Below are 21,261 nucleotides of genomic sequence, written 5' to 3'. Positions count from 1 at the left end.
GGGCAGGTCTCAGGGGCGCCTCGGGGGTGCTCCCGGGTTCGCCGGGGGTGATCCCGGATGGGCCGGCGGGGTGATCGGCGGAAGACTTGTCGGCATGACGAACTCGCTGAGTCTTCACGCCCGTTGGGGCATGTTCGCGGCGGCCGGGGCCGCGCTCGTCGGTGTCGTGGGCACGATGGTCCCGGCCACCGCGGCGCCCCGTACCCCCGTCGCCGTGGAGTCGCCCCGGCACGACCGCCTGGACCGGGCGGCCCTGCGCGCCTCGATCGCGGGGCTGCCGACCCGGGTGGTGACCGGCGCGCTGGTGTCCGTGAGCGGCCGGGACGGACACTGGCGCGGGATCGCGGGCCCTTCCGTCCCCTCCCCGGACGCGCATGTACGCATCGGCAGCATCACCAAGCTGTTCACCTCCACCATCGCCCTCCAGCTCGTCGGCGAACGGAAGTTACGGATGGACTCGACGGTCCGGGAGGTGCTGCCCGGCGTCCTTCCGGCGGCATACGAGCGGGACATCACCCTGGAGCAGCTGCTCAGCCATACGAGCGGCATTCCGCAGCCCTCGTGCGTGGTCGAGGGCCCGCCCGAGGAGGTGGTGGCGGCCTCGCTGCGGTGCGGCACGCCGACGGAGCCCGGCAAGACCACGCAGTACAACGGCATCAACTACTACCTCGTCGGGATGATGATCGAGCGGGTCACGGGTCGTCCGTACCGGCAGGAGCTGCACGAGCGGATCCTGCGGCCGCTGCGGCTGCGGGACACCTCCCTGCCGGAGGCGCACGACACCTCGCTGCCCGCGCCGTTCTCCCGCGCCGCCGTCGTGCGCAGTCCGGACGACACGGAGCTCACGGACATCTCCGAGAAGATGAGCCCGTGGCCGTGGGCGGAGGGCGGCATGGTCTCCAACGCCCCTGATCTGACCCGGTTCATGACCGCGCTGATACGTGGCCGGCTGCTGCGGCCGGCCGAGCAGAAGCTGCTGTTCGAGATGCCTGAGGCGGCGGGGGCCAGGTTCAGCAAGGCCGGGATACAGCGGGCGCCTGTGGGCGGTGCGGTCGCCTGGGGCAAGTCGGGGTCGTACGGCGGGTACACCAACGGGGTGTTCGTGACGCGGGACGACAGCGGGGCGCTGGACCGGGTGCTGGTGTATTCGATGAATCCGACGGGCCGCGCGCCTCAGGGGAAGGAGCACTCGGAGCTGGACCACGTGATGAGGATCGCGGAGGCGGCGTTCCGGCGGCCGGGGCCTAGCGGAGCCGGGACTAGATCGGGCCGTGGCGGCGGTCGTCCTCCTCGGCCAGCAGCATGATGCGCCGCAGCATGGCGTTGAGCTGGGCGCGTTCGTCCCGGTCGAGGACGCCGAGCAGCCGTTCCTCCTCATGACCGAGGACGTCCATGGCGCCCAGCCACGTCGAGCGGCCGGACTCGGTGAGTTCGACGACGACCCGGCGGCGGTCGTGGGTGGACTGCGTGCGGCGCACGAAGCCGCGCCGCTCCAGGGCGTCGAGGCGGCCGGTGACGGAGGCGGGTGCGAGGTCGAGGTCGACGGAGAGTTCGGAGGGGGCGGCGCTGCCGCCGCGGCCGGCGAGCTTGTGGAGGGTGTCGAACTCGTGCCGCTCCAGGTCGAAGTCGGCGAGGGACTGTTCGCGCACGCGCCGCAGATGGACGGAGAGCTTCTTCATGCGGGTGACGGCGCCCTCGACGTCCGGGTCGAGGTCGGGCAGAACCGGCTTCCAGCGCGCCACGTGCTCGTCGGTCCAGTCGCGCGGGCCTTCGGTCTCCATGGATCCGATGGTACGTCGGGGGTCCTGGCGGGTGACGTACTTCGACACCGAATATTTCGTTGACGAATCATTTGGTAGCGAAATACTTTTGCCGCCATGCCGTCCACCACCGCACACCCGGTGCGTACCCGCCCCTTCCAACTCCTGCTCGCCGGGCGCACCCTCTCCCTCCTCGGCGACGCCGTCATCCCCACCGCGCTCGGCCTCGCCGTCCTGGAGGCCACCGGCTCCACATCGGCCCTCGCGCTGGTCCTGGCCTGCGCGATGGTGCCCAAGCTGCTCCTGCTGCCGCTGGGCGGGGTGGTCGGCGACCGCTTCAACGCGCGTACGGTCGCGCTCGTCACCGATCTCGTCCGGTGCGCCTGCCAGCTCCTGGTCGGCGCGCAGCTGCTCTCCGGGGCACCGGACCTGCGGGTGATCGCCACGGCCGGGGCGGTCGGCGGCGCGGCCGGGGCCTTCGCCATGCCGACGGCCTCCCCGCTGCTCAAGGGGGTCGTCGCCGAGGGGGCCCTCCAGCGGGCCAACGCGGCGATGGGGGTGGCCGAGAGCGCCACCCGGCTGGGCGGCCCGGCCTGCGCCGGGCTGCTGATCGTGACGGCCGGGCCGGGCTGGGCCTTCGTCCTGGACGCGGCGACCTTCGCCCTCTCGGCCGCGCTGCTCGTGGCCGTACGGGTCGAGCGCGTGCCGATCCCCCGCCGGTCGCTGGCGGCCGATCTCACCGAGGGCTGGCAGGAGGTCCGTGGCCGGGACTGGTACTGGACGAGCCTGATCGCCCATGCCGCGTGGAACGGCGCAGCGGCCGTGCTGATGACCCTCGGGCCGGCCCTTGTGCTGGCCGAACTCGGCGGTGAGACCACCTGGGTGGTGATGCTCCAGACCGGTGCGGTGGGCCTGCTGGCCGGTTCGCTGCTGGCCGGCCGGGCCCGCCCCCGGCGACCGGTCCTGACGGCCAATCTGGGCCTCGCGCTCTACGCAGCCCCGCTGCTCCTGCTGGCAGTCTCGGCCCCGGCGCCGGTGACGATCGCCGCGTACGGCCTCGCACAGGCCGGTCTCGGCTTCCTCTCGCCGGTGTGGCAGACGGCGGTGCAGCGCGCCTTCCCGCCCCACGCGCTGGCCCGCGTCACCTCCTACGACTGGCTGCTCTCCCTGGCGGCCATGCCGCTTGCCTACGTCCTGGCCCCGGCGGCCGCCTCGGCCTGGGGCCCGGAGGTGCCGCTGGCGGCCGCCGCGGTCCTGGTCGGCGGCTGCTGCCTGGCGACGGCCCTGGTGCCGGGGGTACGGCGGTTCGGCACCGGGTGATCCCTACGGGGCGGCGGGAGCGGCGAGGAAGTCGAGCAGAAGGGCCGTGGTCTCCTCGGGGCGCTCCAGGGAGGGGAGATGGCCCGCCCAGGGCAGCTCGACATGGCGGGCGGCAGGGAGGGTGGCGGCGAGGGTCTTGGCGATCTCACGGAAGTCGGAGGCGTCGTACGCGCCCGCGACGGCGAGGGTGGGGGCGGTGATGCGGGTGAGGTCGACGGCGGGCGCCACCTCCGCCTCGGCCTCAGGCTCCGGCTGCTCACCCTGCCGCTCCTGCGCCTCGGCGTCGGCGGCGAGCTGGATGTCGAAGGCGTGACGCTGCATCACCCGGACCTTCGCGCAGGCGTCGGCGTCCGCGTCCGGGCCGAGCCAGGTGTCCAGGTTGAGTTCGACCGCGCCGGACACGTCGTCTGCGTCGAAGAAGGCGTTCTCGCGGGCGTCGAAGGCGAGGAGCTCCGGGCCCGGTTCATGGCCGGGCATGCCCGCGCAGAGCAGGGCCAGGGCCGTCACCCGCTCGGGGTGGCCGGCGGCGAACTCCAGGGCGACCCGGCCGCCGAAGGAGGAGGCGACGACGGCCGCCCGGTCGACGCCGAGGGCGTCCAGCAGCTCCCGTACGTCCTCGGCGTCGCTGTAGTCCCCCGCGTCCGCGGGCGTTTCGCCATGGCCGCGGAAGTCGCAGCGCACCACGCGGTACCCGGCGTCCAGGAGGGGCTGCCACTGCGGGTCCCACATCCCGCGGTCGCAGACCGAGGAGTGCAGGAGGAGGACCGTGGGGCCGTCGCCGGCCATGTCATGAGAGAGCGTCACGCCCGTGATCGTAGGTGCCCGGCATCCGCCGGCGCCTGCGCTTTTCCACCCCGGCACCCCCGGACTTGAACACGTTCAAAGGAGGGTCTACAGTCAAGCACATCAACCTTTTGAACGCGTTCAAGGGAGGGTGGGGCATGGACCTCACTGTCGTCGCGTACATCGCCTACCTGCTCATCAGCGTGGCGTTGACCATCTGGGTGGCCCGGACCCTGAGCAGGAACGGCAAGATCTTCCTCGCGGATGTCCTGCACGGGAACGAGAAGCTCGCCGAAGCCGTGAACCACCTCCTGGTGGTCGGCTTCTACCTCGTCAACTTCGGCTTCGTCGCCCTCTACCTCAGCCAGGACGAGACGGTCGCCGACGCCCGCGGTCTCTTCGAGGCGCTGTCGGTGAAGCAGGGCGTGGTCCTGCTCGTCCTCGGCGTGATGCACCTCGGCAACGTCTACGTCCTCAACAAGATCCGCCGCCGGGGTGTGATGGAGCGCGAGCAGGTGCCGCCGGTGCCCCCGCAGGGCTGGACCGGTACGGGCCAGGGCCCCTGGGCCGCCCCCACCACCGGCGCGTGAGACAGCCGTGACCACCATGGCCCCGGGGACACCCGTCACGCCCGTCACCCGGCTCACGGTGCTCTACGACGCCCAGTGCCCGCTCTGCGTGCACGTGCGGGCCTGGCTGCTGCGGCAGCACCAGCTCGTCCCGATCGAGCTGGTGCCCGCCGGGTCCCAGGAGGCCCGCCGCCGCTTCCCCGGCCTCGACCACGACGCCACCCTGGCGGAGATCACGGTCATCGGCGACGCAGGCCAGATCTACCGGGGCACGTCCGCCTGGATCGTCTGCCTCTGGGCACTGGCCGAACACCGGCCCCGTGCCCACTGGCTGGCCACCCCCGCCGGGGCCCCGTTCGCCCGGGCGTGTGTGCTCGCCGCCGCCAAATGGCGCCAGGCCACGGCTCCGAGCTGCGCGGACGGGCGGTGCGGAGCACCGGCCGGGCACGGCTAGGCTCGGGCAGCGTGAAGGAAGAGAAGGAAGTGAAGGCGGCGGCGGCCGACAAGCCCGCCAAGGCGCCCAAGAGCGAGCAGACCCGCACCCTCATCCTCGAAACCGCGCTCCGGCTCTTCAAGGACCGCGGTTACGACAAGACGACCATGCGGGCCATCGCCCAGGAGGCCGGAGTCTCCGTCGGGAACGCCTACTACTACTTCTCCTCCAAGGAACACCTCGTCCAGGGGTTCTACGACCGGATCGCCGACGAGCACCAGGCGGCCGTCGCCGGAATCCTGGACAGCGACGAGAAGGACCTCGCGGCACGCATCCGCGGGGTCCTGCTCGGCTGGCTCGACATCGCCGAGCCGTACCACGAGTTCGCGGCGCAGTTCTTCAAGAACGCCGCCGACCCCGACAGCCCCCTGAGCCCCTTCTCCCCCGAGTCGGAGGGGCCGCGCGAGGCCGCGATCGACGTCCACCGCCGGGTCATCTCCGGCGCGTCCGTCAAGATCGATCCGGAACTCGCCGAGGCGCTTCCGCAGTTGCTGTGGCTCCAGCAGATGGGCCTGGTGCTGTTCTGGGTGTACGACCGCTCCGAAGGGTGCACCAACAGCCGCCGCCTGGTGGAGCGGCTGGCGCCGGTCTCGGCCCGGGCGATCTCGCTCTCCCGCTTCCGGCTGCTGCGGCCCCTGGTCAAGGAGACCCACGAACTCCTCGCGGACTTCATGCCGACGGCGGCGGGCATGGCGGCCTCCGGCAAGCCCAAGCGCTCCACGAAGAAGGCCTGACGGACCCGACGGCCCGCGTGCGTACGGCCCCGCTCACGTCTGGCGGGAGGCCAGCTCCACGAGCGTGATGTCGGACGGCGCCCCGACCCGTACGGGCGGCCCCCAGGCACCGGCGCCCCGGGACACGTACAGCTGGGTGTCGCCGTACCGCTCGAGTCCGGCGAGGGTCGGGTTGGCGAGATCGGCGATGAGATTGCCGGGCCACAGCTGTCCGCCGTGGGTGTGACCGGAGAGCTGGAGGTCGACGCCGTGGCGGACGGCGTCATGGATCACCACCGGCTGGTGCGCGAGCAGGACGGAGGCACGCGCCCGGTCCCGGTCCCCGAGCGCCTTGCCGAAGTCGGGGCCCTTGCCCTCGCTCTCCCCCGCGATGTCGTCGACCCCGGCGAGGTCGAACCCGCCGAGCTCGACCCGGTCGTTGCGCAGGGGCCGCAGCCCGAGCTCCCGGACGTGGTCGACCCAGGCGTCGGCGCCCGAGAAGTACTCGTGGTTGCCGGTGACGAAGTACGCCCCGTCCTTGGCCCTGAGCTGCGCCAGTGGCTCGGCGGCGGGCCCGAGGTTCTCGACGGTCCCGTCGACGAGGTCGCCGACGACGGCGATGAGGTCCGGCTGTGTGCCGTTGATCGTGTCCACGATCCGCTGGGTGTGGGCCCGCCCGAGGATCGGTCCGATATGGATGTCGGAGACCACGGCGATGCGGTAGCCGTGCACCCCGCGCCCGATCTTCGCGAGCGGCACGGTCACCCGCTTGACGCGGGGGCCGCGCAGCACCCCGTACGTCCCGTACGCCACGGTCCCGCCTGCGACGGCGGCGGCGCCCCCGCCGACGACCCGGGAGACGAAGAGCCGCCGGGAGAGGTGGGGCCGGGGGGAGTCGGACTCGGGGGCCGGGTCGGGGGCGGGGGCGGCCGGCTGCTCCGGTGGCGCCGGCGCTTCGGCGAGAGCCGCGGCCGGGCCGCCCGCGGTCGCCACGGAGGCGTCCGGGGCGGTGGGCGCCGCGACCACGGCGGAGGAGGTGACGGCGGCTTCAGGGCCGTCGGACCGCGACGGCACCGCTGCGCGCTCCGCCGTCGGCGCGCCCGCCACGGCTGCGGCCGCCGTCCCCGTCCCGGCTGCCGAGGCCCGGCGGTGGAGCCACCAGGTCAGGAGCGGGCGGACCGCCTCCCCCGCCACCAGGGCGAGGACCACGTACAGCAGCAGGGCGAGCCAGAGGTACCCGGGCCAGGCCACCGTCTGCTGGAGCCAGAAGGGGGCGCCCGCGCGGGCCGAGGTCAGCGCCGCGAGGGACAGCAGGGGCAGCACGATGACCGCGACCGTCCCTGCCTTGCGTGCCACGCTTCCGCGCGCCGTGACATCGCGCACCAGACGGCGCCAGACATACCAGTGGACCCCCGCCAGCAGGGCGAGCACCACGAGCAGCACGAGCAGGAAGAGCAGCACGTCCCGACACCCCTATCCGCGTTCGCGTCGTTCGCGTCGCAATGCGAGCACGCCACGCAACCCGATCACGCCGATCCCCGTCCCCAGGAGAAAGGACGTCACGGCGAGCAGCAGATGGACCCAGAAGTACCCGGTCGGGTCACCCGCGTCGTCGAAAGCGAGCCCGCTCCCGTTGGCCCACAGGTTCTTGACGAAAGTGATCCAGATGAACCAGCTCCACACCCCGAATGCGAGCAGGAACCAGGCGACGGGACGGGTGAGCTTCATGGGTTCAGTATCACCGGCCGGTGCGGGTGGGGTGCGGCGGGGTCGTGCGCCCGGCGCGTGCCCTGCGCCCGAGGGAAGTGGAGCCCAGACGTCCGCCACATACCGCCCCGCGGGGTTCGGTTCTTTGATCTCTCCCTGTACGTTCTCGACCGTGTCTGCCTTGAAAAAGACCGCTGTGACGGTCACCGCCGCCGCGCTGCTGCCTCTTCTCACCGCCGCGCCCGCCCTCGCCAGCCCCACGAAGCCCGGGGGCCCGGAAGACAAGCAGCCCAAGCCGCCGGCGGTCATGTCCACGGTCGGCGGCAAGCTCCTCGGGAAACCCGGCACCCAGGTGAATCTGGCCCCGGGCGTGCCGGTGCTGCCGAAGGAGCTGTCCGGCCGTTCGTGGATCGTCGCGGACGCCGAGACGGGTGACGTCCTGGCCGCGCACAACGCGCACTGGCGGCTGCCCCCCGCCTCGACCCTGAAGATGCTCTTCGCGGACACCCTGCTACCCAAGCTCCAGAAGAAGCAGACCCATACGGTCGCCCCGGCCGAGCTCGCCAATCTGGGCCAGGGGTCCAGCCTCGTCGGGATAAAGGAGAAGCTCTCGTACACCGTCCACGACCTGTGGCTCGGTGTCTTCCTGAAGTCCGGCAACGACGCCGTGCACGTCCTGTCCGCCATGAACGGCGGCGTCCCCAAGACGGTCAAGGAGATGAACGACCACGCCGCCGAGCTCCAGGCGCTGGACACGCACGTCGTGTCCCCCGACGGCTACGACGCCCCCGGCCAGGTCTCCTCCGCGTACGACCTCACGCTCATCGCCCGCAGCGGGATGCAGAAGCCGGACTTCCGGGAGTACGCCGCGACGGCGCGCGCGCAGTTCCCCGGGGAGCAGAAGCCCGGCAAGAAGCGCGAGACGTTCGAGATCCAGAACACCAACCGGCTGCTGACCGGCTCCCACGGCGTCGCCCCGTACCAGGGCATCGCCGGGGTGAAGAACGGCAGCACCACGCACGCCGGATGGACCTTCACCGGCGTGGCCGAGCGCGGCGGCAAGGTGCTGCTGGTGACCGTCATGAACCCGTCGTCCAAGGAGTCCTCCGCGGTCTACAAGGAGACGGCCCGCCTCCTCGACTGGGGCTTCGCGGCGTCCGGGAAGGTGAAGCCGGTCGGCGAGCTGGTGCCGCCGAAGTCGGCCCGTACGGGCGACGCCTCCAAGGGACCGGCGAAGGACGGCGACACCGCCCTGGCGAAGGCCTCGGCGGCGGAGAAGTCCGGCGGGATCGGGATCGCGCTCGGGATCTTCGGCGGGGTGCTGGTCGTCGTGGCCGGGGCGGTGCTGCTGGTCAACCGGAAGTGGCCGCTTCGCCGGGGCCGCTAGCGGTACGGGGCTCCTTGCGGTCCGTGGAGGAGCCCCCCTTGGAGGGCTCTTGGCCGCCCTCAGGGGGCCCCTGGCCCGCGGGGCTCTCCTCGGCGGTCTCCGCCCGTCCTGTGGCCGTCCACGCCGCGCAGAACAGCAGCAGCTTCGCGGTGAAGTTGATCCACAGCAGCAGGGCGACCGGCACGCCGAAGGCCCCGTACATCGACTTCGCCGCGACGCCCCGCATGTAGCCGCCGAGCAGCAGCTTCAGCAGTTCGAAGCCGACGGCGCCGATGAGCGCCGCCACCACGAGCCGGCGCCGCTCGGGATGGACGCCGGGCAGCAGCGTCAGGATGTAGAGCAGCATCAGGAAGTCGGCGAGGACGGCGACCAGCAGCGCGGCGATCTGGAGCAGGACGCCGCCCGCGCCGCCGCCCCCGATCCCCAGCCGGTCGGCGGTCCAGCCGACGGCGGTCGAGCCGAGCGCGGAGGCGGCCAACGAGGCGAGCGCGGTCGCGCCGAGCCCGACGAGCACGACGGCGTCCTTGGCCTTGCGTACGACCGGATTGCCCTCGTCCTCGTCGTCCTTGTCCCACACCGCGCGCAGACAGTCCCGCATCGAGCCGACCCAGCTGATGCCGGCGAAGAGCAGCACGGCACCGGCGACGAGGCCGACGGTCCCGGCGTTGGCGACCAGCGCGTCGATGTCGAGCTGTTCGGAGATGCCGGGCACCTGCTCGCCGATCTTCTGCTCGATGTCCTTGAGCTGGGCGTCGGTGAGCAGGGCGGCGCCGACGGCGGCTCCGACGGTGATCAGCGGGAAGAGGCCGAGGAAGCTGATGAACGTGATCGCGGCGGCGAGCCTGGTCCAGTGGACCCGGTCCAGGGTCTCGTAGGAGCGCCACGCGTGCGTGCGCATCAGCCGGGTGACGAGGGGTCCGACGACGGGGAGCTTGGTCAGCCAGTCCATGACGTACGCGTACCCCCTGTGCGGAAGACCAGTGTGCGGGTACCCCAGAATCGCAGGCAGGTGGCGAGTGCCATGCCGATGCCGAGTGCGGAGACCGTGTCGGCGCGGGCCGAGGTGAGGCCGAGGGCGTGGCGCGAGACCCCCAGGCACAGGAGCTGGACAAGGGCGCCGGCGGCGTTGACGCCGAAGAAGACGGCGTACTCCCGCAGGGCGACGTGGCGGCGCCGGTAGGTGCCGAGGGCGTTGCCGAGGTACGCGACGGTGCACCCGGCGAGGAAGGAGACGGCCTTCGCGGCGTACGGGTCCATGCCGAAAGGTCCGCGGAGCCAGACGAACAGCGCGAGATCGACTCCGTACGCGCACAGCCCCGTGGCGGCGAACCCGGCCACTTCACGCGCGCGTGGGGCTGCCCGGGCGTTTTCCGCCCCTTCACGCACGCGTGCCCCCGCCCGGCTGTGGGCCGCCCCTTCACACGCGCGTGCCGTCACAGGTCCGCGACCGCCATGCCGTACATCGCCGCCCACGCCACTCCGATGACGGCGATCGGCCGGTCGCGCAGGACGACGTCCTCGGGGGCGCCCGCGGTGCCCCGGTCGGCGAAGACGGCGTAGCGCAGCACGGCGAGGATGAAGGCGATCACCGACAGCTGGCGCCAGGGCAGCAGCGAGCCGTTGGCGGTGCCGCCGCTCTCCAGCGCCCACAGGCAGTAGCCGAGGACGGCGACGCCTGCGGCCAGCTGCCAGACGAAGCGGAGGTAGCCGGTTGTGTATTCGGTGAGCAGGGCGCGGGTGGCGCCCTTGTGGGAGGCGAGCTGGACGGCCTCCGAGTAGCGCTTGGCCGCGACCATGAACAGCGCGCCGAAGCCGGTGGTGATCAGGAACCAGCGGGAGAGCGGGATGCCGAGCGCCACACCGCCGATCATCGCCCGCATGAGGAACCCGGTGGTGACGACGGCGAGATCGACCACCAGGACGTGTTTCAGGCGGACGCAGTAGGCGAGTTGCATGACGAGGTAGCCGGTGAGCAGCGCGGCCGTCATGGGGTTGCACAGGACGGCCGCGGCGGCCGTGGCCGCGAGCCCGAGGAGCGCGCCGGTGGTGTACGCGAGGGGTACGGGGACGGTGCCGGCGGCGACGGGTCTGCGGCGTTTGACCGGGTGGGCGCGGTCGGCGTCGGCGTCCCGGGCGTCGTTGACGAGGTAGACGGCCGATGCGGCGGCCGTGAACAGGACGAACACCAGACCCAGTTGGCGTGCCGTCTCCAGGGATGCCAGTTCTCCGGCGGCTGCGGGCGCGGCGACGACGAGGGTGTTCTTGACCCACTGCCGGGGCCGGGCGGTGCGCAGCAGGCCGAGGGCGAGGGCCGCCGGGCCGCGCCGGGGCGGGTCGGGGTGGACGGCCCGCCGGGCGGGCCCGGAGGCTTCGAGCAGCGCCGTGCTGCGCTCAGACATGCGCGCCCCTCCCGCCGCCGTGCAGCCAAGGCCTGCCCAGGCCCGCGAGCGCGCCGCCCAGCAGGGCGCCGGCGGCCACGTCGGTCGGGTAGTGGACGCCGACGACGAGGCGGGAGAGGCACATCGCGGCGGCGAGCGGCGGGGCCAGGCGGCGGCCCAGCGGGCTCAGGGCGCCGAAGGCGACGGCCGCGGCGGCCGCCGAGGTGGCGTGCGAGCTGGGGAAGGAGTGGTGGCCGGCGGTCCGTACGAGGGGCTCGTAGGCGGCCGGTTCGGGGCGCGGGCGGCGTACCACCCGTTTGACGGCCATGCTGGTCAGATGCGCCGCGCCGATCAGGGCGGTGCCGCGCAGCCAGGCGGTTCGCCGCTCACCCCCGGCGGCGGCGCCGATCAGTCCGGCGCCGATCCACAGCGCCGCGTGCTCGCCGCTGAGCGACAGCGCGCGGGCGGCCGCGGCCACCTCCGGCCGCCGTCCGCAGCCGCGCAGCACGACGAGCAACCGCCGCTCGCGATCCGCGTACCGCATCTGCCACCCCTTCCGTCCTGTCGGCGTCCGGTGCGCGCCCAGGGACAGGGGCGAGAATGGCGCGGGTGCCCGCTCGCGGCACGGCTATCTTTCCTGACACTCCTTTAATCACCCATTTCGGCGAGCCTCGGGGCAAACCCGGCAATTACCTCAGTCATGCCGATACGGTCGCAACCATGGCTGCCGACACCCCTTCCGACGCGCTCCTGGACGCCGTCGAGGTCACCGGCTGGGGCCGTACGGCCCCCACCGTCGCCCGCGTCGTCCGCCCCCGCAGCTACACGGAGGTCGCGGCCGCCGTCCTCGCCTGCGGGGCCCGCGGCGGCATCGCCCGGGGCCTGGGCCGCGCCTACGGCGACGCCGCCCAGAACGCCGGCGGATCCGTCCTCGACATGACCGGTCTCGACCGCGTCCACACCATCGACGCGACCACCGGCACGGTCGTCTGCGACGCGGGGGTCAGCCTCCACCGGCTGATGGAGGTGCTGCTGCCGCTCGGCTGGTTCGTGCCGGTCTCCCCCGGTACGCGCTACGTCACCGTCGGCGGCGCCATCGGCGCGGACATCCACGGCAAGAACCACCATGTCTCGGGCTCCTTCTCCCGCCACGTACGCTCGCTCGACCTGCTCACCGCGGACGGCGCCGTCCGTACGGTCGCCCCCGGCACCGACCTCTTCGACGCCACCACGGGCGGCATGGGACTGACCGGTGTGATCCTGTCGGCCACCCTCCAGATGCACCCCGTCGAAACGGCGTTGATGTCGGTCGACACCGAACGCGCCACCGACCTCGACGACTTGATGGCCCGGCTCACCGCCACCGACCACCGCTACCGCTACTCGGTCGCCTGGATCGACCTGCTCGCGCGCGGCAGCGCCCTGGGCCGGTCGGTGCTCACCCGGGGGGAGCACGCGCCGTACGCCACGCTTCCGGCGCGCGCCCGGCGCGCTCCGCTCGCCTTCCGCACCGGCCGGCTGCCGTCCGCGCCCTCCGTCGTCCCGGAAGGACTGCTCGGCCGGACCACGGTCGGGCTCTTCAACGAGCTCTGGTACCGCAGGGCGCCCCGGCTGCGGACCGGGCAGCTCCAGCGGATCTCGACCTTCTTCCACCCCCTCGACGGCGTCCCGCACTGGAACCGCGTCTACGGCCGCGGCGGCTTCGTCCAGTACCAGTTCGTCGTCGGCCACGGCCAGGAGGAGACGCTGCGCCGGGTCGTCCGGCGCATCGCCCGCCGCGGCTGCCCGTCCTTCCTGGCCGTACTGAAACGGTTCGGCGCGGGCGACCCCGGCTGGCTCTCCTTCCCCATGCCCGGCTGGACCCTCGCCCTGGACATCCCTACGGGGATGTCGGGACTCGACTCGTTCCTCGACGAACTCGACGAGGACGTCGCGGGCGCGGGCGGCCGCGTCTATCTGGCGAAGGACTCGCGCCTTCGGCCCGAACTGCTGCACACGATGTACCCGAAGCTGCCCGCGTTCCTCGCCCTGCGGGCCGAGGTGGACCCGCGCGGGGTGTTCCGCTCGGACCTGTCCCGGCGCCTCGCCCTGTGACCCCCGAGATCCGGCTCTGTGAAGGAGATCCGCCGATGAAGGACGCCTTCGGCGCCCCCCAGTCCCTGCTCGTCCTCGGTGGCACGTCCGAGATCGGCCTCGCCACCGCGCGCCGGCTGATCGCCCGGCGCACCCGCACGGTCCTGCTCGCCGGGCGCCCCTCCCCCGCCCTGGAGTCCGCGGCCGAATCGCTGCGCGCCCTGGGCGCCGAGGTCCGCACCGTACCCTTCGACGCCCTGGACACCGCCGCGCACGAGGAGACCCTGGGGAAACTCTTCACCGACGGCGACATCGACATGGTGCTGCTCGCCTTCGGGGTCCTCGGCGACCAGGGCCACGACGAGGCCGATCCGCCCGCGGCCGTCCGGGTCGCCCAGACCAACTACACGGGCGCCGTCTCGGCCCTGCTGGTCTGCGCGCAGGCCCTGCAGGCGCAGGGGCACGGCTCGCTGGTGGTGCTGTCCTCGGTCGCCGGGGAGCGCGCCCGGCGGGCCAACTTCATCTACGGGTCGTCCAAGGCGGGCCTGGACGCCTTCGCCCAGGGCCTGGGGGACGCGCTGTACGGCACGGGGGTGCACGTGATGGTCGTCAGGCCCGGTTTCGTACGGACCAGGATGACCGCCGGTCTCGACGAGCCGCCGCTGACCACCACCCCGCACGCGGTGGCCACGGCGATCGAGCTGGGGCTGCGGCGCCGCTCGGAGACCGTCTGGGTGCCGGGGGCGCTGCGGGCCGTGATGTCGGCCCTGCGGCACGTGCCACGGCCGCTGTTCCGCCGGCTGCCGCTGTGAGGTGCCCGGCCCGCGGTCGCTAGGAGGCGGCGGGTGCGGGCGCGTCGACCGGGGAGCCCTGCGCCGGGACGCCCCCGGGGCGGCCGCCGCCGAACGCGTACGTGTGGAGCTTGCGCCACACCCCGTCCGGGCCCTGCTCGTAGAGCGCGAAGGAGGTGACCGACCAGGCGGCCTCGAACTCCGCCAGCTCTTCGTACGCCCGGTCCATCGCCTCCTCGGCGATGCCGTGCGCCACCGTCACATGGGGGTGGTACGGGAACTGGAGCTCGCGCACCAGCGGGCCGGAGGCGTCCCGGACCCGCTTCTGGAGCCAGGTGCAGGCCGCCGCGCCCTCGACGACCTGGACGTAGACGACGGGCGACAGCGGCCGAAACGTGCCCGTGCCGCTCAGCCGCATCGGGAAGGGCCGGCCGGCGGCCGCGACCGCGGCGAGGTGGGCCTCGATCGCGGGCAGGTCCGCGGCCGCCACCTCGGTCGGCGGCAGGAGGGTGACATGCGTGGGGATGCCATGGGCGGCGGGATCCCCGAAGCCCGCGCGCCGCTCCTGGAGCAGGCTGCCGTAGGGCTCCGGGACCGCGATCGAAACGCCGAGCGTTACGGTCCCCACGTCATTCTCCTCAGTGTCGGATGTCTGCGCAGCCGCCAGTGTGACGGCTGCGGCGCTCTTCCCGCCAGAGCCCTCGGGCCCGGCGCCGGACTCAGTGCTTGGCGGGCAGGAAGCCCACCTTGTCGTAGGTCTGCGCGAGGGTCTCGGCGGCGACCGCGCGGGCCTTCTCGGCGCCCTTGGCCAGGAGGGAGTCCAGCGTCTCCGGGTCGTCCAGATATTCCTGCGTACGGGCCCGGAAGGGGGTGACGAACTCCACCATGACGTCGGCGAGGTCCGTCTTCAGCGCACCGTACATCTTGCCCTCGTAGCTCTTCTCCAGCTCCGGAATCGTCGTACCGGTGAGGGTGGAGAGGATGGTGAGGAGGTTGCTGACGCCGGGCTTGTTCTCCGCGTCGAACCGGATCACGGTGTCGGTGTCCGTGACCGCGCTCTTGACCTTCTTGGCCGTCACCTTCGGCTCGTCGAGCAGGTTGATCAGGCCCTTGGGCGTCGACGCCGACTTGCTCATCTTGATCGTCGGGTCCTGGAGATCGAAGATCTTCGCGGTCTCCTTGACGATGTACGGCGCCGGGACGGTGAAGGTCTCGCCGAAGCGGGCGTTGAAGCGCTCCGCGAGGTCGCGGGTCAGCTCGATGTGCTGGCGCTGGTCCTCGCCGACCGGGACCTCGTTGGCCTGGTAGAGCAGGATGTCCGCGACCTGGAGGATCGGGTACGTGAAGAGGCCGACGGTGGCCCGGTCGGCGCCCTGCTTGGCGGACTTGTCCTTGAACTGGGTCATGCGGGAGGCCTCGCCGAAGCCGGTGAGGCAGTTCATGATCCAGCCGAGCTGCGCGTGCTCGGGGACGTGGCTCTGGACGAAGAGGGTGCAGCGCTCGGGGTCGAGACCGGAGGCGAGGAGCTGCGCGGCGGCGAGGCGGGTGTTGGCCCGCAGCTCGGCGGGGTCCTGCGGAACCGTGATCGCGTGCAGGTCCACGACCATGTAGAAGGCGTCGTGGGTCTCCTGCAGCGCGACGTACTGACGGATCGCACCGAGGTAGTTGCCGAGGTGGAACGAGCCCGCCGTGGGCTGGATTCCGGAGAGCGCGCGAGGACTGTCAGAGGCCATGCCCATCATTCTCTCAGGTACGGCGGACGGTTCGGGAACGGATCCCGGCCGACCGGTGTATCAAGAGTGTGAGGACGCGGGAGGGGGGCCTGATCGTCGATGAGGCCGCGGTGATCGCACGGGTACGCGCCGGGGAGCCGGAGGCGTACGCGGAGTTGGTGCACGCCCATACGGGCGTGGCGCTGAGAGCGGCCGTGGCGTTCGGGGCGGGGGCGGACGCGGAGGACGTGGTGCAGCAGGCCTTCATCAAGGCGTACTGCTCGCTGGGCCGGTTCAAGGACGGGTCGGCGTTCCGGCCGTGGCTGCTCCAGATCGTGGCCAATGAGACGAGGAACACAGTGCGCTCGGCGGCCCGCCGCAGGGCTGTCGCGGACCGGGAGGCGGGGCTGCTCGGCCCCGAGCCGCTGATACCGGAATCGGCGGATCCGGCGGTGGCGGCGCTGGAGCGGGAACGGCGGCTGCTGCTCACGGCGGCGCTGGAGGAGCTGGGTGAGGACCAGCGCCAGGTGGTGATCTACCGCTATCTCCTGGAGATGGACGAAGCGGAGACGGCGCAGGCGCTGGGGTGGCCGCGGGGCACGGTGAAGTCACGGCTGAGCCGGGCGCTGAAGAAGCTGGGCGGGCAGCTCGGCACCCTGAGGCCGGAGAGGCCTGAGGGGTCCAAGGGGTCGGAAGGGGGTGATGAGCATGGATGATCTTCCTCAGGAGCTGCGGGAGCTGGGGCGCCGGATGAAGGTGCCCGAGGTGTCCGGGGAGTCGATGGCCGAGCGGGTGCTGGCGCAGATACTGGCCGACGCCCTGCCGGCGCCGGTGGCGGAGCCGCCGGGGCGGTACGAGCGGCTGCGGCGCTGGGTGCGCCGGCGGTGGCGGGCGCTGACGGTGACGGTGTCGGGGGCGCTGGTGGTGCTGGTGCTCACGCCTCCGGTGCGGGCGACGGTGGCGGACTGGTTCGGCTTCGGCGGGGTGAAGGTGCGCTACGACCCGTCGGCGCCGCCGGTGCCGGGCGCGGCGGTGCCCGGCTGCGAGGACCCGGTGCCCTTGCGGGAGGCCGCCGCGCTGGCCGGGTTCGAGCCTCGGATACCGGCCGTGCTGGGCGAGCCGGACGCCGTGTCGGTGGCCCGGTCGGCGCCGGGACGGTCCGTGGTCGGCCTGTGCTGGACCGAGGGCGGCCGGACGATACGCCTGGACCAGTTCCCGGCGGAGCTGGATCCCGGCTTCGTGAAGACGGTGCGGGTGCAGCCGGAATGGGTCCGGCTGAGCGACGGCGGCACGGGCTACTGGTTCGCCGAGCCGCACCGGCTGGTCATCCCCATGACGGATGCCCGCGGTGAGATATGGACCCGTACGGAGCGGCCGGCGGGGCCGACGCTGCTGTGGACCGGGCCCGGTGGGGCGGGGCCGACGCTGCGGCTGGAGGGTGAGGAGTCGCTGGAGCGGGCGCGGCGGATCGCCGAGTCGGTCCGCTGACGTGCGGAGAGCCCGGCCGACGGCCGGACTCCCCGAGGGCGGCTAGGCCGGCAGGCCCGGGGCCGGGAAGGCGGCCATGAGGTCGGCCACCTCGGCGCGGATGGCGGCGATGGCCTCCTCGTCGCCGGTTCGGGAGGCGGTGACACCGCGGTCGATCCACTCCGCGACGGTCTCCATGTGGGCGGTGGTCAGACCGCGCGAGGTCAGGGAGGGGGTGCCGATGCGGATGCCGGAGGGGTCGAAGGGCTTCCGCGGGTCGTAGGGGACGGTGTTGTAGTTGACGACGATTCCGGCTCGGTCCAGGGCCTTGGCGGCGACCTTGCCGGGGACGTCCTTGGGGGTGAGGTCCATCAGGATCAGATGGTTGTCGGTGCCGCCGGAGACCAGGTCGAAGCCGCGGGCGAGGAGCGCGTCGGCGAGGGCCTTGGCGTTGGCGACGACGGAGTGGGCGTACTCCCGGAAGGAGGGCTGGGCCGCCTCGTGGAGGGCGACGGCGATCGCGGCGGTGGTCTGGTTGTGCGGGCCGCCCTGAAGGCCGGGGAAGACGGCCTTGTCGAGGGCCTTGGCGTGCTCCTCGCGGCACATCAGCATGGCGCCGCGCGGGCCGCGCAGGGTCTTGTGGGTGGTCGTGGAGATCACGTCGGCGTGGGGCACAGGTGAGGGGTGGGCGCCGCCCGCGATCAGTCCGGCGATATGCGCGACGTCGGCGACGAGGACCGCACCGCACTCGCGGGCGATCTCCGCGAAGGCCGCGAAGTCGATGGTGCGGGGCAGTGCGGTGCCGCCGCAGAAGATGACCTTCGGGCGCTCCTTGACGGCGAGTTCCCGGACCTCGTCGAAGTCGATCAGACCGGTGTCCTGGCGTACGCCGTACTGCACGCCGCGGAACCACTTGCCGGTGGCGGAGACGCCCCAGCCGTGGGTGAGATGGCCGCCCATGGGCAGGGCCATGCCCATGACGGTGTCGCCGGGCTCGGCGAAGGCGAGGTAGACGGCGAGGTTGGCGGGTGAGCCGGAGTAGGGCTGGACGTTGGCGTGGTCGACGCCGAAGAGGCTCTTGGCGCGCTCCACGGCGAGGATCTCGACCTGGTCGATGTTCTGCTGGCCCTCGTAGTAGCGGCGGCCGGGATAGCCCTCGCTGTACTTGTTCTGCAGGACGGTGCCGGAGGCTTCCAGCACGGCGTGGGAGACGTAGTTCTCGCTGGGGATGAGCCGCAGCGTCCGGGCCTGGAGCTGCTCCTCGGCGACGACGAGAGCGGCCAGCTCGGGGTCGGCCGCGGAGAGGGCGGGGTGCGCGGGCGGGGTGCTCATGGCGTTCCTCCGGGCGTGTCGGCGGATCCCGGGGCGCGGCGGTGAGTGCGGCGCCACGCGGGACAGGGTGCGGTCCCGCGGTGCCCAGGCGGGCGGCACCTCGTGTGGTCTGCCGCGCACGGCTCCCCCGGGGTCGCTTCCCCGTACGCCAGTCGCCGTGCGTGTTTCCAGCCTAGCGGGCGTGCCGTCACCGAGGTTTCTTCGTCCGGCATACGAGCGACGATAAGAAGTGGGCACCACATCCGCCCCAGGCCGCAGGATGAACGGAGATCCCGTGTCGAGAACAGAAGACGCGATCGCTTCGGCGGAGGCGCACAGCGCGCACAACTACCACCCGTTGCCCGTCGTCGTCGCGTCCGCGGAGGGCGCGTGGCTGACCGACGTGGAGGGGCGACGCTATCTCGACATGCTCGCCGGGTACTCCGCGCTCAACTTCGGGCACCGCCACCGCCGGCTGATCGACGCCGCCAAGGAACAGCTGGAGCGGGTGACGCTCACGTCGCGGGCGTTCCACCACGACCGGTTCGCCGAGTTCTGCGGGCGGCTCGCGCAGCTGTGCGACATGGAGATGGTGCTCCCGATGAACACCGGGGCGGAGGCGGTGGAGACCGCCGTGAAGACCGCCCGGAAGTGGGGCTACCAGGTCAAGGGAGTGCCGCCGGGCCAGGCGAAGATCGTGGTGGCGGCGAACAACTTCCACGGCCGCACGACGACGATCATCAGCTTCTCCACCGACCCCGAGGCCCGCGCGGACTTCGGCCCGTACACGCCGGGCTTCGAGATCGTGCCGTACGGCGATCTGACTGCGCTCGGCACCGCGATGAGCGCGAACACGGTGGCCGTGCTGCTTGAGCCGATCCAGGGCGAGGCGGGGGTGCTGGTGCCGCCGCCCGGCTATCTGGAGGGCGTGCGCCGGCTGACCCGTGAGCGGAACGTGCTGTTCGTCGCGGACGAGATCCAGTCGGGTCTGGGCCGGACGGGGAAGACGTTCGCGTGCGATCACGAGGGCGTCGTCCCGGACATGTACGTCCTGGGCAAGGCGCTGGGCGGCGGGGTCGTGCCGGTGTCGGCCGTGGTGTCGAGCGCCGAGGTGCTGGGGGTGTACCGCCCCGGTGAGCACGGGTCGACGTTCGGAGGCAATCCACTGGCATGCGCGGTGGCGCTGGAGGTGATCGCGATGCTGGAGACGGGTGAGTACCAGCAGCGGGCGGCCGAGCTCGGCGACCATCTCCACCGGGAGCTGGGGCTCCTGGTGGGCGGCGGGGCGGTGGAGGCGGTGCGCGGCCGTGGCCTGTGGGCCGGTGTGGACATCGCGCCGAGCCGGGGCACCGGCCGGGAGATCTCGGAGAAGCTGATGGACCGTGGGGTGCTGGTCAAGGACACCCATGGCTCGACGATCCGGATCGCGCCGCCGCTGGTGATCAGCAAGGAGGATCTGGACTGGGGCCTCGACCAGTTGAGGTCGGTCCTGGGCGGCTGAGTCCGCCCTGCCCGGCGCCCGCGCCGGGCAGGCAGGGCGGCCGGCTCATCCGTGGGCATGTACACGGGGGTTGGTCTTGACCCGGCCTGCGGCCCGCCCAGCTCAGGGACTACGTCAGAGAATGACGTGCGGCAGGAAGCGGGCGTATTCGTCCGTGACCGGCCCCGCCGACTCCCTGATGCCGAGCCCCGCCGCCTCGTCCTCGACGACCCACGCGCCGAGCACCACACGGTTGCCGTCGAAGTCGGGCAGCGGGGCCAGCTCCTGGTAGCAGCAGGCCTGTTCCCGGACGACGGGGGGCGCGCCGGCCTCGTGGAGGGTGACGCCGGCGCCCTCGCGGCCGAGCAGCGGCTTGGCGACGTAGCCGCCGGTCGCGGCCAGTTCGCGCGGGCCGTCGAGATAGGCGGCCAGCAGGTTCGGGTGGCCCGGGTAGAGCTCCCAGAGGATCGCGAGGAGCGCCTTGTTGGACAGCAGCATCTTCCAGGCGGGCTCGATCCAGCAGGTGGTGCCGGTGCCGCCGCCGTTGTCGAGGGTGTCCAGGACGTACGGGCCGAACCGGTCCGTGGTCAGCCACTCCCACGGGTAGAGCTTGAAGCAGCTGCGGATGAACCTCAGCCGCTCGTCGACGAAACGGCCACTGAGCTTGTCGAAGCCGATCCTCTCGACCGAGAGGGCCTCGGTGTCGAGCCCGGCCTGTTCGGCGGTCTCGCGCAGATACGCGACCGTCATCAGGTCCTCGCCGAGCTCGTCGCTCTCGGAGTGGACGAAGTGGACGGGCCCGGGCGGCAGCAGCGCGGCCTGCCGCTTCCAGGCGTCGACGAGCCGCTCGTGGAGGGAGTTCCACTGGTCGGCGCCGGGGAAGCGTTCCTCCATCCAGAACCACTGCGGGCTGGCCGCCTCCACCAGCGAGGTGGGGGTGTCGGCGTTGTACTCCAGCATCTTGGCCGGGCCCGTGCCGTCGTAGCGCAGGTCGAAACGGCCGTAGAGGGAAGGCACTTCGGCCCGCCGCCGCCAGGACTCGGCAACCAGCGAGGCGAGCCGCGGGTCGGTGATGCCGAGGTCGGCGAAGCGGTCCCGCTCGACGATGTGGGCGGCCGCCGCCAGACACATCACGTGCAGCTCCTCGACGACCTCCTCCAGCGCCTCGACCTCGGGGAGGCTGAAGGAGTAGTACGCGCTCTCGTCCCAGTAGGGACGCAGGGAGCCGTCCGGGTAGCGGGTGAGGGGGTAGACGAGCCCCTGCTCCTCGACGGTCTGCTGCCAGCCGGGACGGGGCTCGATGGTGTGCCGCTGCAT

The 21,261-nt window shown here is 72.4% G+C and carries 23 protein-coding genes and 1 riboswitch; of the genes, 11 read left to right on the top strand and 12 right to left on the bottom strand.

What is annotated here, in order from left to right:
* Window positions 1-94: 94 nt before the first annotated feature.
* Complete coding sequence (locus tag ACZ7LT_RS19615; protein ID WP_471237295.1) at window positions 95-1,306, top strand: serine hydrolase domain-containing protein; 1,212 nt, start codon at window positions 95-97, stop codon at window positions 1,304-1,306.
* On the opposite strand, the gene ACZ7LT_RS19610 is transcribed toward ACZ7LT_RS19615, so the two are convergent.
* Entirely contained in the window at window positions 1,260-1,781 is a 522-nt protein-coding gene (locus tag ACZ7LT_RS19610; RefSeq protein WP_471237294.1) for a MarR family winged helix-turn-helix transcriptional regulator, read from the bottom strand. The two genes, ACZ7LT_RS19615 and ACZ7LT_RS19610, sit on opposite strands and share 47 nt — an antisense overlap.
* A 96-nt stretch (window positions 1,782-1,877) precedes the next feature.
* Here ACZ7LT_RS19610 and ACZ7LT_RS19605 point away from each other — a divergent pair, with 96 nt between their 5' ends.
* Complete coding sequence (locus tag ACZ7LT_RS19605) at window positions 1,878-3,080, top strand: MFS transporter (protein ID WP_471237293.1); 1,203 nt, start codon at window positions 1,878-1,880, stop codon at window positions 3,078-3,080.
* 3 nt (window positions 3,081-3,083) lie between these two features.
* On the opposite strand, the gene ACZ7LT_RS19600 is transcribed toward ACZ7LT_RS19605, so the two are convergent.
* Complete coding sequence (locus tag ACZ7LT_RS19600) at window positions 3,084-3,884, bottom strand: alpha/beta fold hydrolase (RefSeq protein WP_471237292.1); 801 nt, start codon at window positions 3,882-3,884, stop codon at window positions 3,084-3,086.
* Window positions 3,885-4,021: 137 nt separating this feature from the next.
* Between ACZ7LT_RS19600 and ACZ7LT_RS19595 the strand changes: the two genes are divergently transcribed.
* The 3 genes from ACZ7LT_RS19595 to ACZ7LT_RS19585 are packed head-to-tail and all read left to right on the top strand — an operon-like array spanning window position 4,022 to window position 5,659.
* Complete coding sequence (locus ACZ7LT_RS19595) at window positions 4,022-4,453, top strand: hypothetical protein (RefSeq protein WP_471237291.1); 432 nt, start codon at window positions 4,022-4,024, stop codon at window positions 4,451-4,453.
* Between the two features lie 16 nt (window positions 4,454-4,469).
* Window positions 4,470-4,886, top strand: coding sequence for a thiol-disulfide oxidoreductase DCC family protein (locus ACZ7LT_RS19590; RefSeq protein ID WP_471237466.1), 417 nt, complete (start codon window positions 4,470-4,472; stop codon window positions 4,884-4,886).
* The gene (locus ACZ7LT_RS19585; protein ID WP_471237290.1) at window positions 4,859-5,659 is read left to right on the top strand and encodes a TetR/AcrR family transcriptional regulator; all 801 of its coding nucleotides are present in this window, start codon (window positions 4,859-4,861) and stop codon (window positions 5,657-5,659) included. The genes ACZ7LT_RS19590 and ACZ7LT_RS19585 overlap by 28 nt, the downstream gene beginning before the upstream one ends.
* A 33-nt stretch (window positions 5,660-5,692) precedes the next feature.
* Here ACZ7LT_RS19585 and ACZ7LT_RS19580 read toward each other — a convergent pair whose 3' ends face one another.
* The gene (locus tag ACZ7LT_RS19580) at window positions 5,693-7,099 is read right to left on the bottom strand and encodes a metallophosphoesterase (protein WP_471237289.1); all 1,407 of its coding nucleotides are present in this window, start codon (window positions 7,097-7,099) and stop codon (window positions 5,693-5,695) included.
* A 12-nt stretch (window positions 7,100-7,111) separates the two neighbouring features.
* The gene (locus ACZ7LT_RS19575; RefSeq protein ID WP_471237288.1) at window positions 7,112-7,366 is read right to left on the bottom strand and encodes an SCO4848 family membrane protein; all 255 of its coding nucleotides are present in this window, start codon (window positions 7,364-7,366) and stop codon (window positions 7,112-7,114) included.
* Between the two features lie 151 nt (window positions 7,367-7,517).
* Here ACZ7LT_RS19575 and ACZ7LT_RS19570 point away from each other — a divergent pair, with 151 nt between their 5' ends.
* On the top strand, window positions 7,518-8,732 hold the full coding sequence (locus tag ACZ7LT_RS19570; protein WP_471237287.1) for a D-alanyl-D-alanine carboxypeptidase family protein: 1,215 nt from the start codon (window positions 7,518-7,520) through the stop codon (window positions 8,730-8,732).
* On the opposite strand, the gene ACZ7LT_RS19565 is transcribed toward ACZ7LT_RS19570, so the two are convergent.
* From ACZ7LT_RS19565 to ACZ7LT_RS19550, 4 genes are all read right to left on the bottom strand, one after another.
* Window positions 8,698-9,681 (bottom strand): YihY/virulence factor BrkB family protein, encoded by a 984-nt coding sequence (locus ACZ7LT_RS19565; protein ID WP_471237286.1) that lies wholly within the window; start codon window positions 9,679-9,681, stop codon window positions 8,698-8,700. The genes ACZ7LT_RS19570 and ACZ7LT_RS19565 overlap by 35 nt on opposite strands.
* Window positions 9,669-10,070, bottom strand: coding sequence for a GtrA family protein (locus ACZ7LT_RS19560; protein ID WP_471237285.1), 402 nt, complete (start codon window positions 10,068-10,070; stop codon window positions 9,669-9,671). The genes ACZ7LT_RS19565 and ACZ7LT_RS19560 overlap by 13 nt, the downstream gene beginning before the upstream one ends.
* 95 nt (window positions 10,071-10,165) lie before the next feature.
* Window positions 10,166-11,131, bottom strand: a complete 966-nt coding sequence (locus ACZ7LT_RS19555) for a decaprenyl-phosphate phosphoribosyltransferase (protein WP_471237284.1) — start codon at window positions 11,129-11,131, stop codon at window positions 10,166-10,168.
* Window positions 11,124-11,654, bottom strand: coding sequence for a phosphatase PAP2 family protein (locus tag ACZ7LT_RS19550; RefSeq protein ID WP_471237283.1), 531 nt, complete (start codon window positions 11,652-11,654; stop codon window positions 11,124-11,126). The genes ACZ7LT_RS19555 and ACZ7LT_RS19550 overlap by 8 nt, the downstream gene beginning before the upstream one ends.
* A 176-nt stretch (window positions 11,655-11,830) precedes the next feature.
* Between ACZ7LT_RS19550 and ACZ7LT_RS19545 the strand changes: the two genes are divergently transcribed.
* Both ACZ7LT_RS19545 and ACZ7LT_RS19540 read left to right on the top strand, forming a co-directional pair.
* The gene (locus ACZ7LT_RS19545; protein ID WP_471237282.1) at window positions 11,831-13,204 is read left to right on the top strand and encodes an FAD-binding oxidoreductase; all 1,374 of its coding nucleotides are present in this window, start codon (window positions 11,831-11,833) and stop codon (window positions 13,202-13,204) included.
* 35 nt (window positions 13,205-13,239) lie between these two features.
* A complete protein-coding gene (locus tag ACZ7LT_RS19540; protein ID WP_471237281.1) occupies window positions 13,240-13,995 on the top strand; it encodes a decaprenylphospho-beta-D-erythro-pentofuranosid-2-ulose 2-reductase in 756 nt (251 codons plus the stop codon).
* A 19-nt stretch (window positions 13,996-14,014) separates the two neighbouring features.
* On the opposite strand, the gene ACZ7LT_RS19535 is transcribed toward ACZ7LT_RS19540, so the two are convergent.
* Window positions 14,015-14,602 (bottom strand): 2'-5' RNA ligase family protein, encoded by a 588-nt coding sequence (locus tag ACZ7LT_RS19535; RefSeq protein WP_471237280.1) that lies wholly within the window; start codon window positions 14,600-14,602, stop codon window positions 14,015-14,017.
* A gap of 91 nt (window positions 14,603-14,693) precedes the next feature.
* Window positions 14,694-15,707 carry a tryptophan--tRNA ligase gene (trpS, locus tag ACZ7LT_RS19530; protein ID WP_471237279.1) on the bottom strand — a complete coding sequence of 338 codons (1,014 nt, stop codon included), beginning with the start codon at window positions 15,705-15,707 and terminating at the stop codon, window positions 14,694-14,696.
* A gap of 68 nt (window positions 15,708-15,775) precedes the next feature.
* On the opposite strand from trpS, the gene ACZ7LT_RS19525 reads away from it, so the two are divergent.
* Together ACZ7LT_RS19525 and ACZ7LT_RS19520 are read left to right on the top strand one after the other, a co-directional pair.
* Window positions 15,776-16,402: an RNA polymerase sigma factor gene (locus ACZ7LT_RS19525; protein ID WP_471237278.1), complete on the top strand. Its 627-nt coding sequence runs from the start codon at window positions 15,776-15,778 to the stop codon at window positions 16,400-16,402.
* Window positions 16,395-17,174 (top strand): hypothetical protein, encoded by a 780-nt coding sequence (locus tag ACZ7LT_RS19520; protein ID WP_471237277.1) that lies wholly within the window; start codon window positions 16,395-16,397, stop codon window positions 17,172-17,174. The genes ACZ7LT_RS19525 and ACZ7LT_RS19520 overlap by 8 nt, the downstream gene beginning before the upstream one ends.
* A 42-nt stretch (window positions 17,175-17,216) precedes the next feature.
* Here ACZ7LT_RS19520 and ACZ7LT_RS19515 read toward each other — a convergent pair whose 3' ends face one another.
* Window positions 17,217-18,485 (bottom strand): serine hydroxymethyltransferase, encoded by a 1,269-nt coding sequence (locus tag ACZ7LT_RS19515; protein WP_471237276.1) that lies wholly within the window; start codon window positions 18,483-18,485, stop codon window positions 17,217-17,219.
* Window positions 18,486-18,560: 75 nt separating this feature from the next.
* Window positions 18,561-18,651: riboswitch (ZMP/ZTP riboswitch) on the bottom strand.
* Between the two features lie 108 nt (window positions 18,652-18,759).
* Between ACZ7LT_RS19515 and rocD the strand changes: the two genes are divergently transcribed.
* Window positions 18,760-19,965, top strand: coding sequence for an ornithine--oxo-acid transaminase (rocD, locus tag ACZ7LT_RS19510; protein ID WP_471237275.1), 1,206 nt, complete (start codon window positions 18,760-18,762; stop codon window positions 19,963-19,965).
* 114 nt (window positions 19,966-20,079) lie between these two features.
* On the opposite strand, the gene ACZ7LT_RS19505 is transcribed toward rocD, so the two are convergent.
* Window positions 20,080-21,261 carry a glutathionylspermidine synthase family protein gene (locus ACZ7LT_RS19505; RefSeq protein ID WP_471237274.1) on the bottom strand — a complete coding sequence of 394 codons (1,182 nt, stop codon included), beginning with the start codon at window positions 21,259-21,261 and terminating at the stop codon, window positions 20,080-20,082.

The sequence above is a fragment of the Streptomyces sp. NPDC039465 genome, assembly GCF_055639315.1.
This window is presented reverse-complemented; position numbering and strand designations above follow the sequence as displayed.

Excerpts from the sequence above, each read along its gene's own strand:
- ACZ7LT_RS19595 (WP_471237291.1), top strand. The coding sequence starts at position 4,022 with ATGGACCTCACTGTCGTCGCGTACATCGCCTACCTGCTCATCAGCGTG.
- ACZ7LT_RS19515 (WP_471237276.1), bottom strand. The coding sequence starts at position 18,485 with ATGAGCACCCCGCCCGCGCACCCCGCCCTCTCCGCGGCCGACCCCGAG.
- ACZ7LT_RS19575 (WP_471237288.1), bottom strand. The coding sequence starts at position 7,366 with ATGAAGCTCACCCGTCCCGTCGCCTGGTTCCTGCTCGCATTCGGGGTG.
- trpS (WP_471237279.1), bottom strand. The coding sequence starts at position 15,707 with ATGGCCTCTGACAGTCCTCGCGCGCTCTCCGGAATCCAGCCCACGGCG.
- ACZ7LT_RS19615 (WP_471237295.1), top strand. The coding sequence starts at position 95 with ATGACGAACTCGCTGAGTCTTCACGCCCGTTGGGGCATGTTCGCGGCG.
- ACZ7LT_RS19520 (WP_471237277.1), top strand. The coding sequence starts at position 16,395 with ATGGATGATCTTCCTCAGGAGCTGCGGGAGCTGGGGCGCCGGATGAAG.
- ACZ7LT_RS19550 (WP_471237283.1), bottom strand. The coding sequence starts at position 11,654 with ATGCGGTACGCGGATCGCGAGCGGCGGTTGCTCGTCGTGCTGCGCGGC.
- ACZ7LT_RS19605 (WP_471237293.1), top strand. The coding sequence starts at position 1,878 with ATGCCGTCCACCACCGCACACCCGGTGCGTACCCGCCCCTTCCAACTC.
- ACZ7LT_RS19505 (WP_471237274.1), bottom strand. The coding sequence starts at position 21,261 with ATGCAGCGGCACACCATCGAGCCCCGTCCCGGCTGGCAGCAGACCGTC.
- ACZ7LT_RS19545 (WP_471237282.1), top strand. The coding sequence starts at position 11,831 with ATGGCTGCCGACACCCCTTCCGACGCGCTCCTGGACGCCGTCGAGGTC.
- ACZ7LT_RS19610 (WP_471237294.1), bottom strand. The coding sequence starts at position 1,781 with ATGGAGACCGAAGGCCCGCGCGACTGGACCGACGAGCACGTGGCGCGC.
- ACZ7LT_RS19590 (WP_471237466.1), top strand. The coding sequence starts at position 4,470 with ATGGCCCCGGGGACACCCGTCACGCCCGTCACCCGGCTCACGGTGCTC.
- ACZ7LT_RS19555 (WP_471237284.1), bottom strand. The coding sequence starts at position 11,131 with ATGTCTGAGCGCAGCACGGCGCTGCTCGAAGCCTCCGGGCCCGCCCGG.
- ACZ7LT_RS19540 (WP_471237281.1), top strand. The coding sequence starts at position 13,240 with ATGAAGGACGCCTTCGGCGCCCCCCAGTCCCTGCTCGTCCTCGGTGGC.
- ACZ7LT_RS19565 (WP_471237286.1), bottom strand. The coding sequence starts at position 9,681 with ATGGACTGGCTGACCAAGCTCCCCGTCGTCGGACCCCTCGTCACCCGG.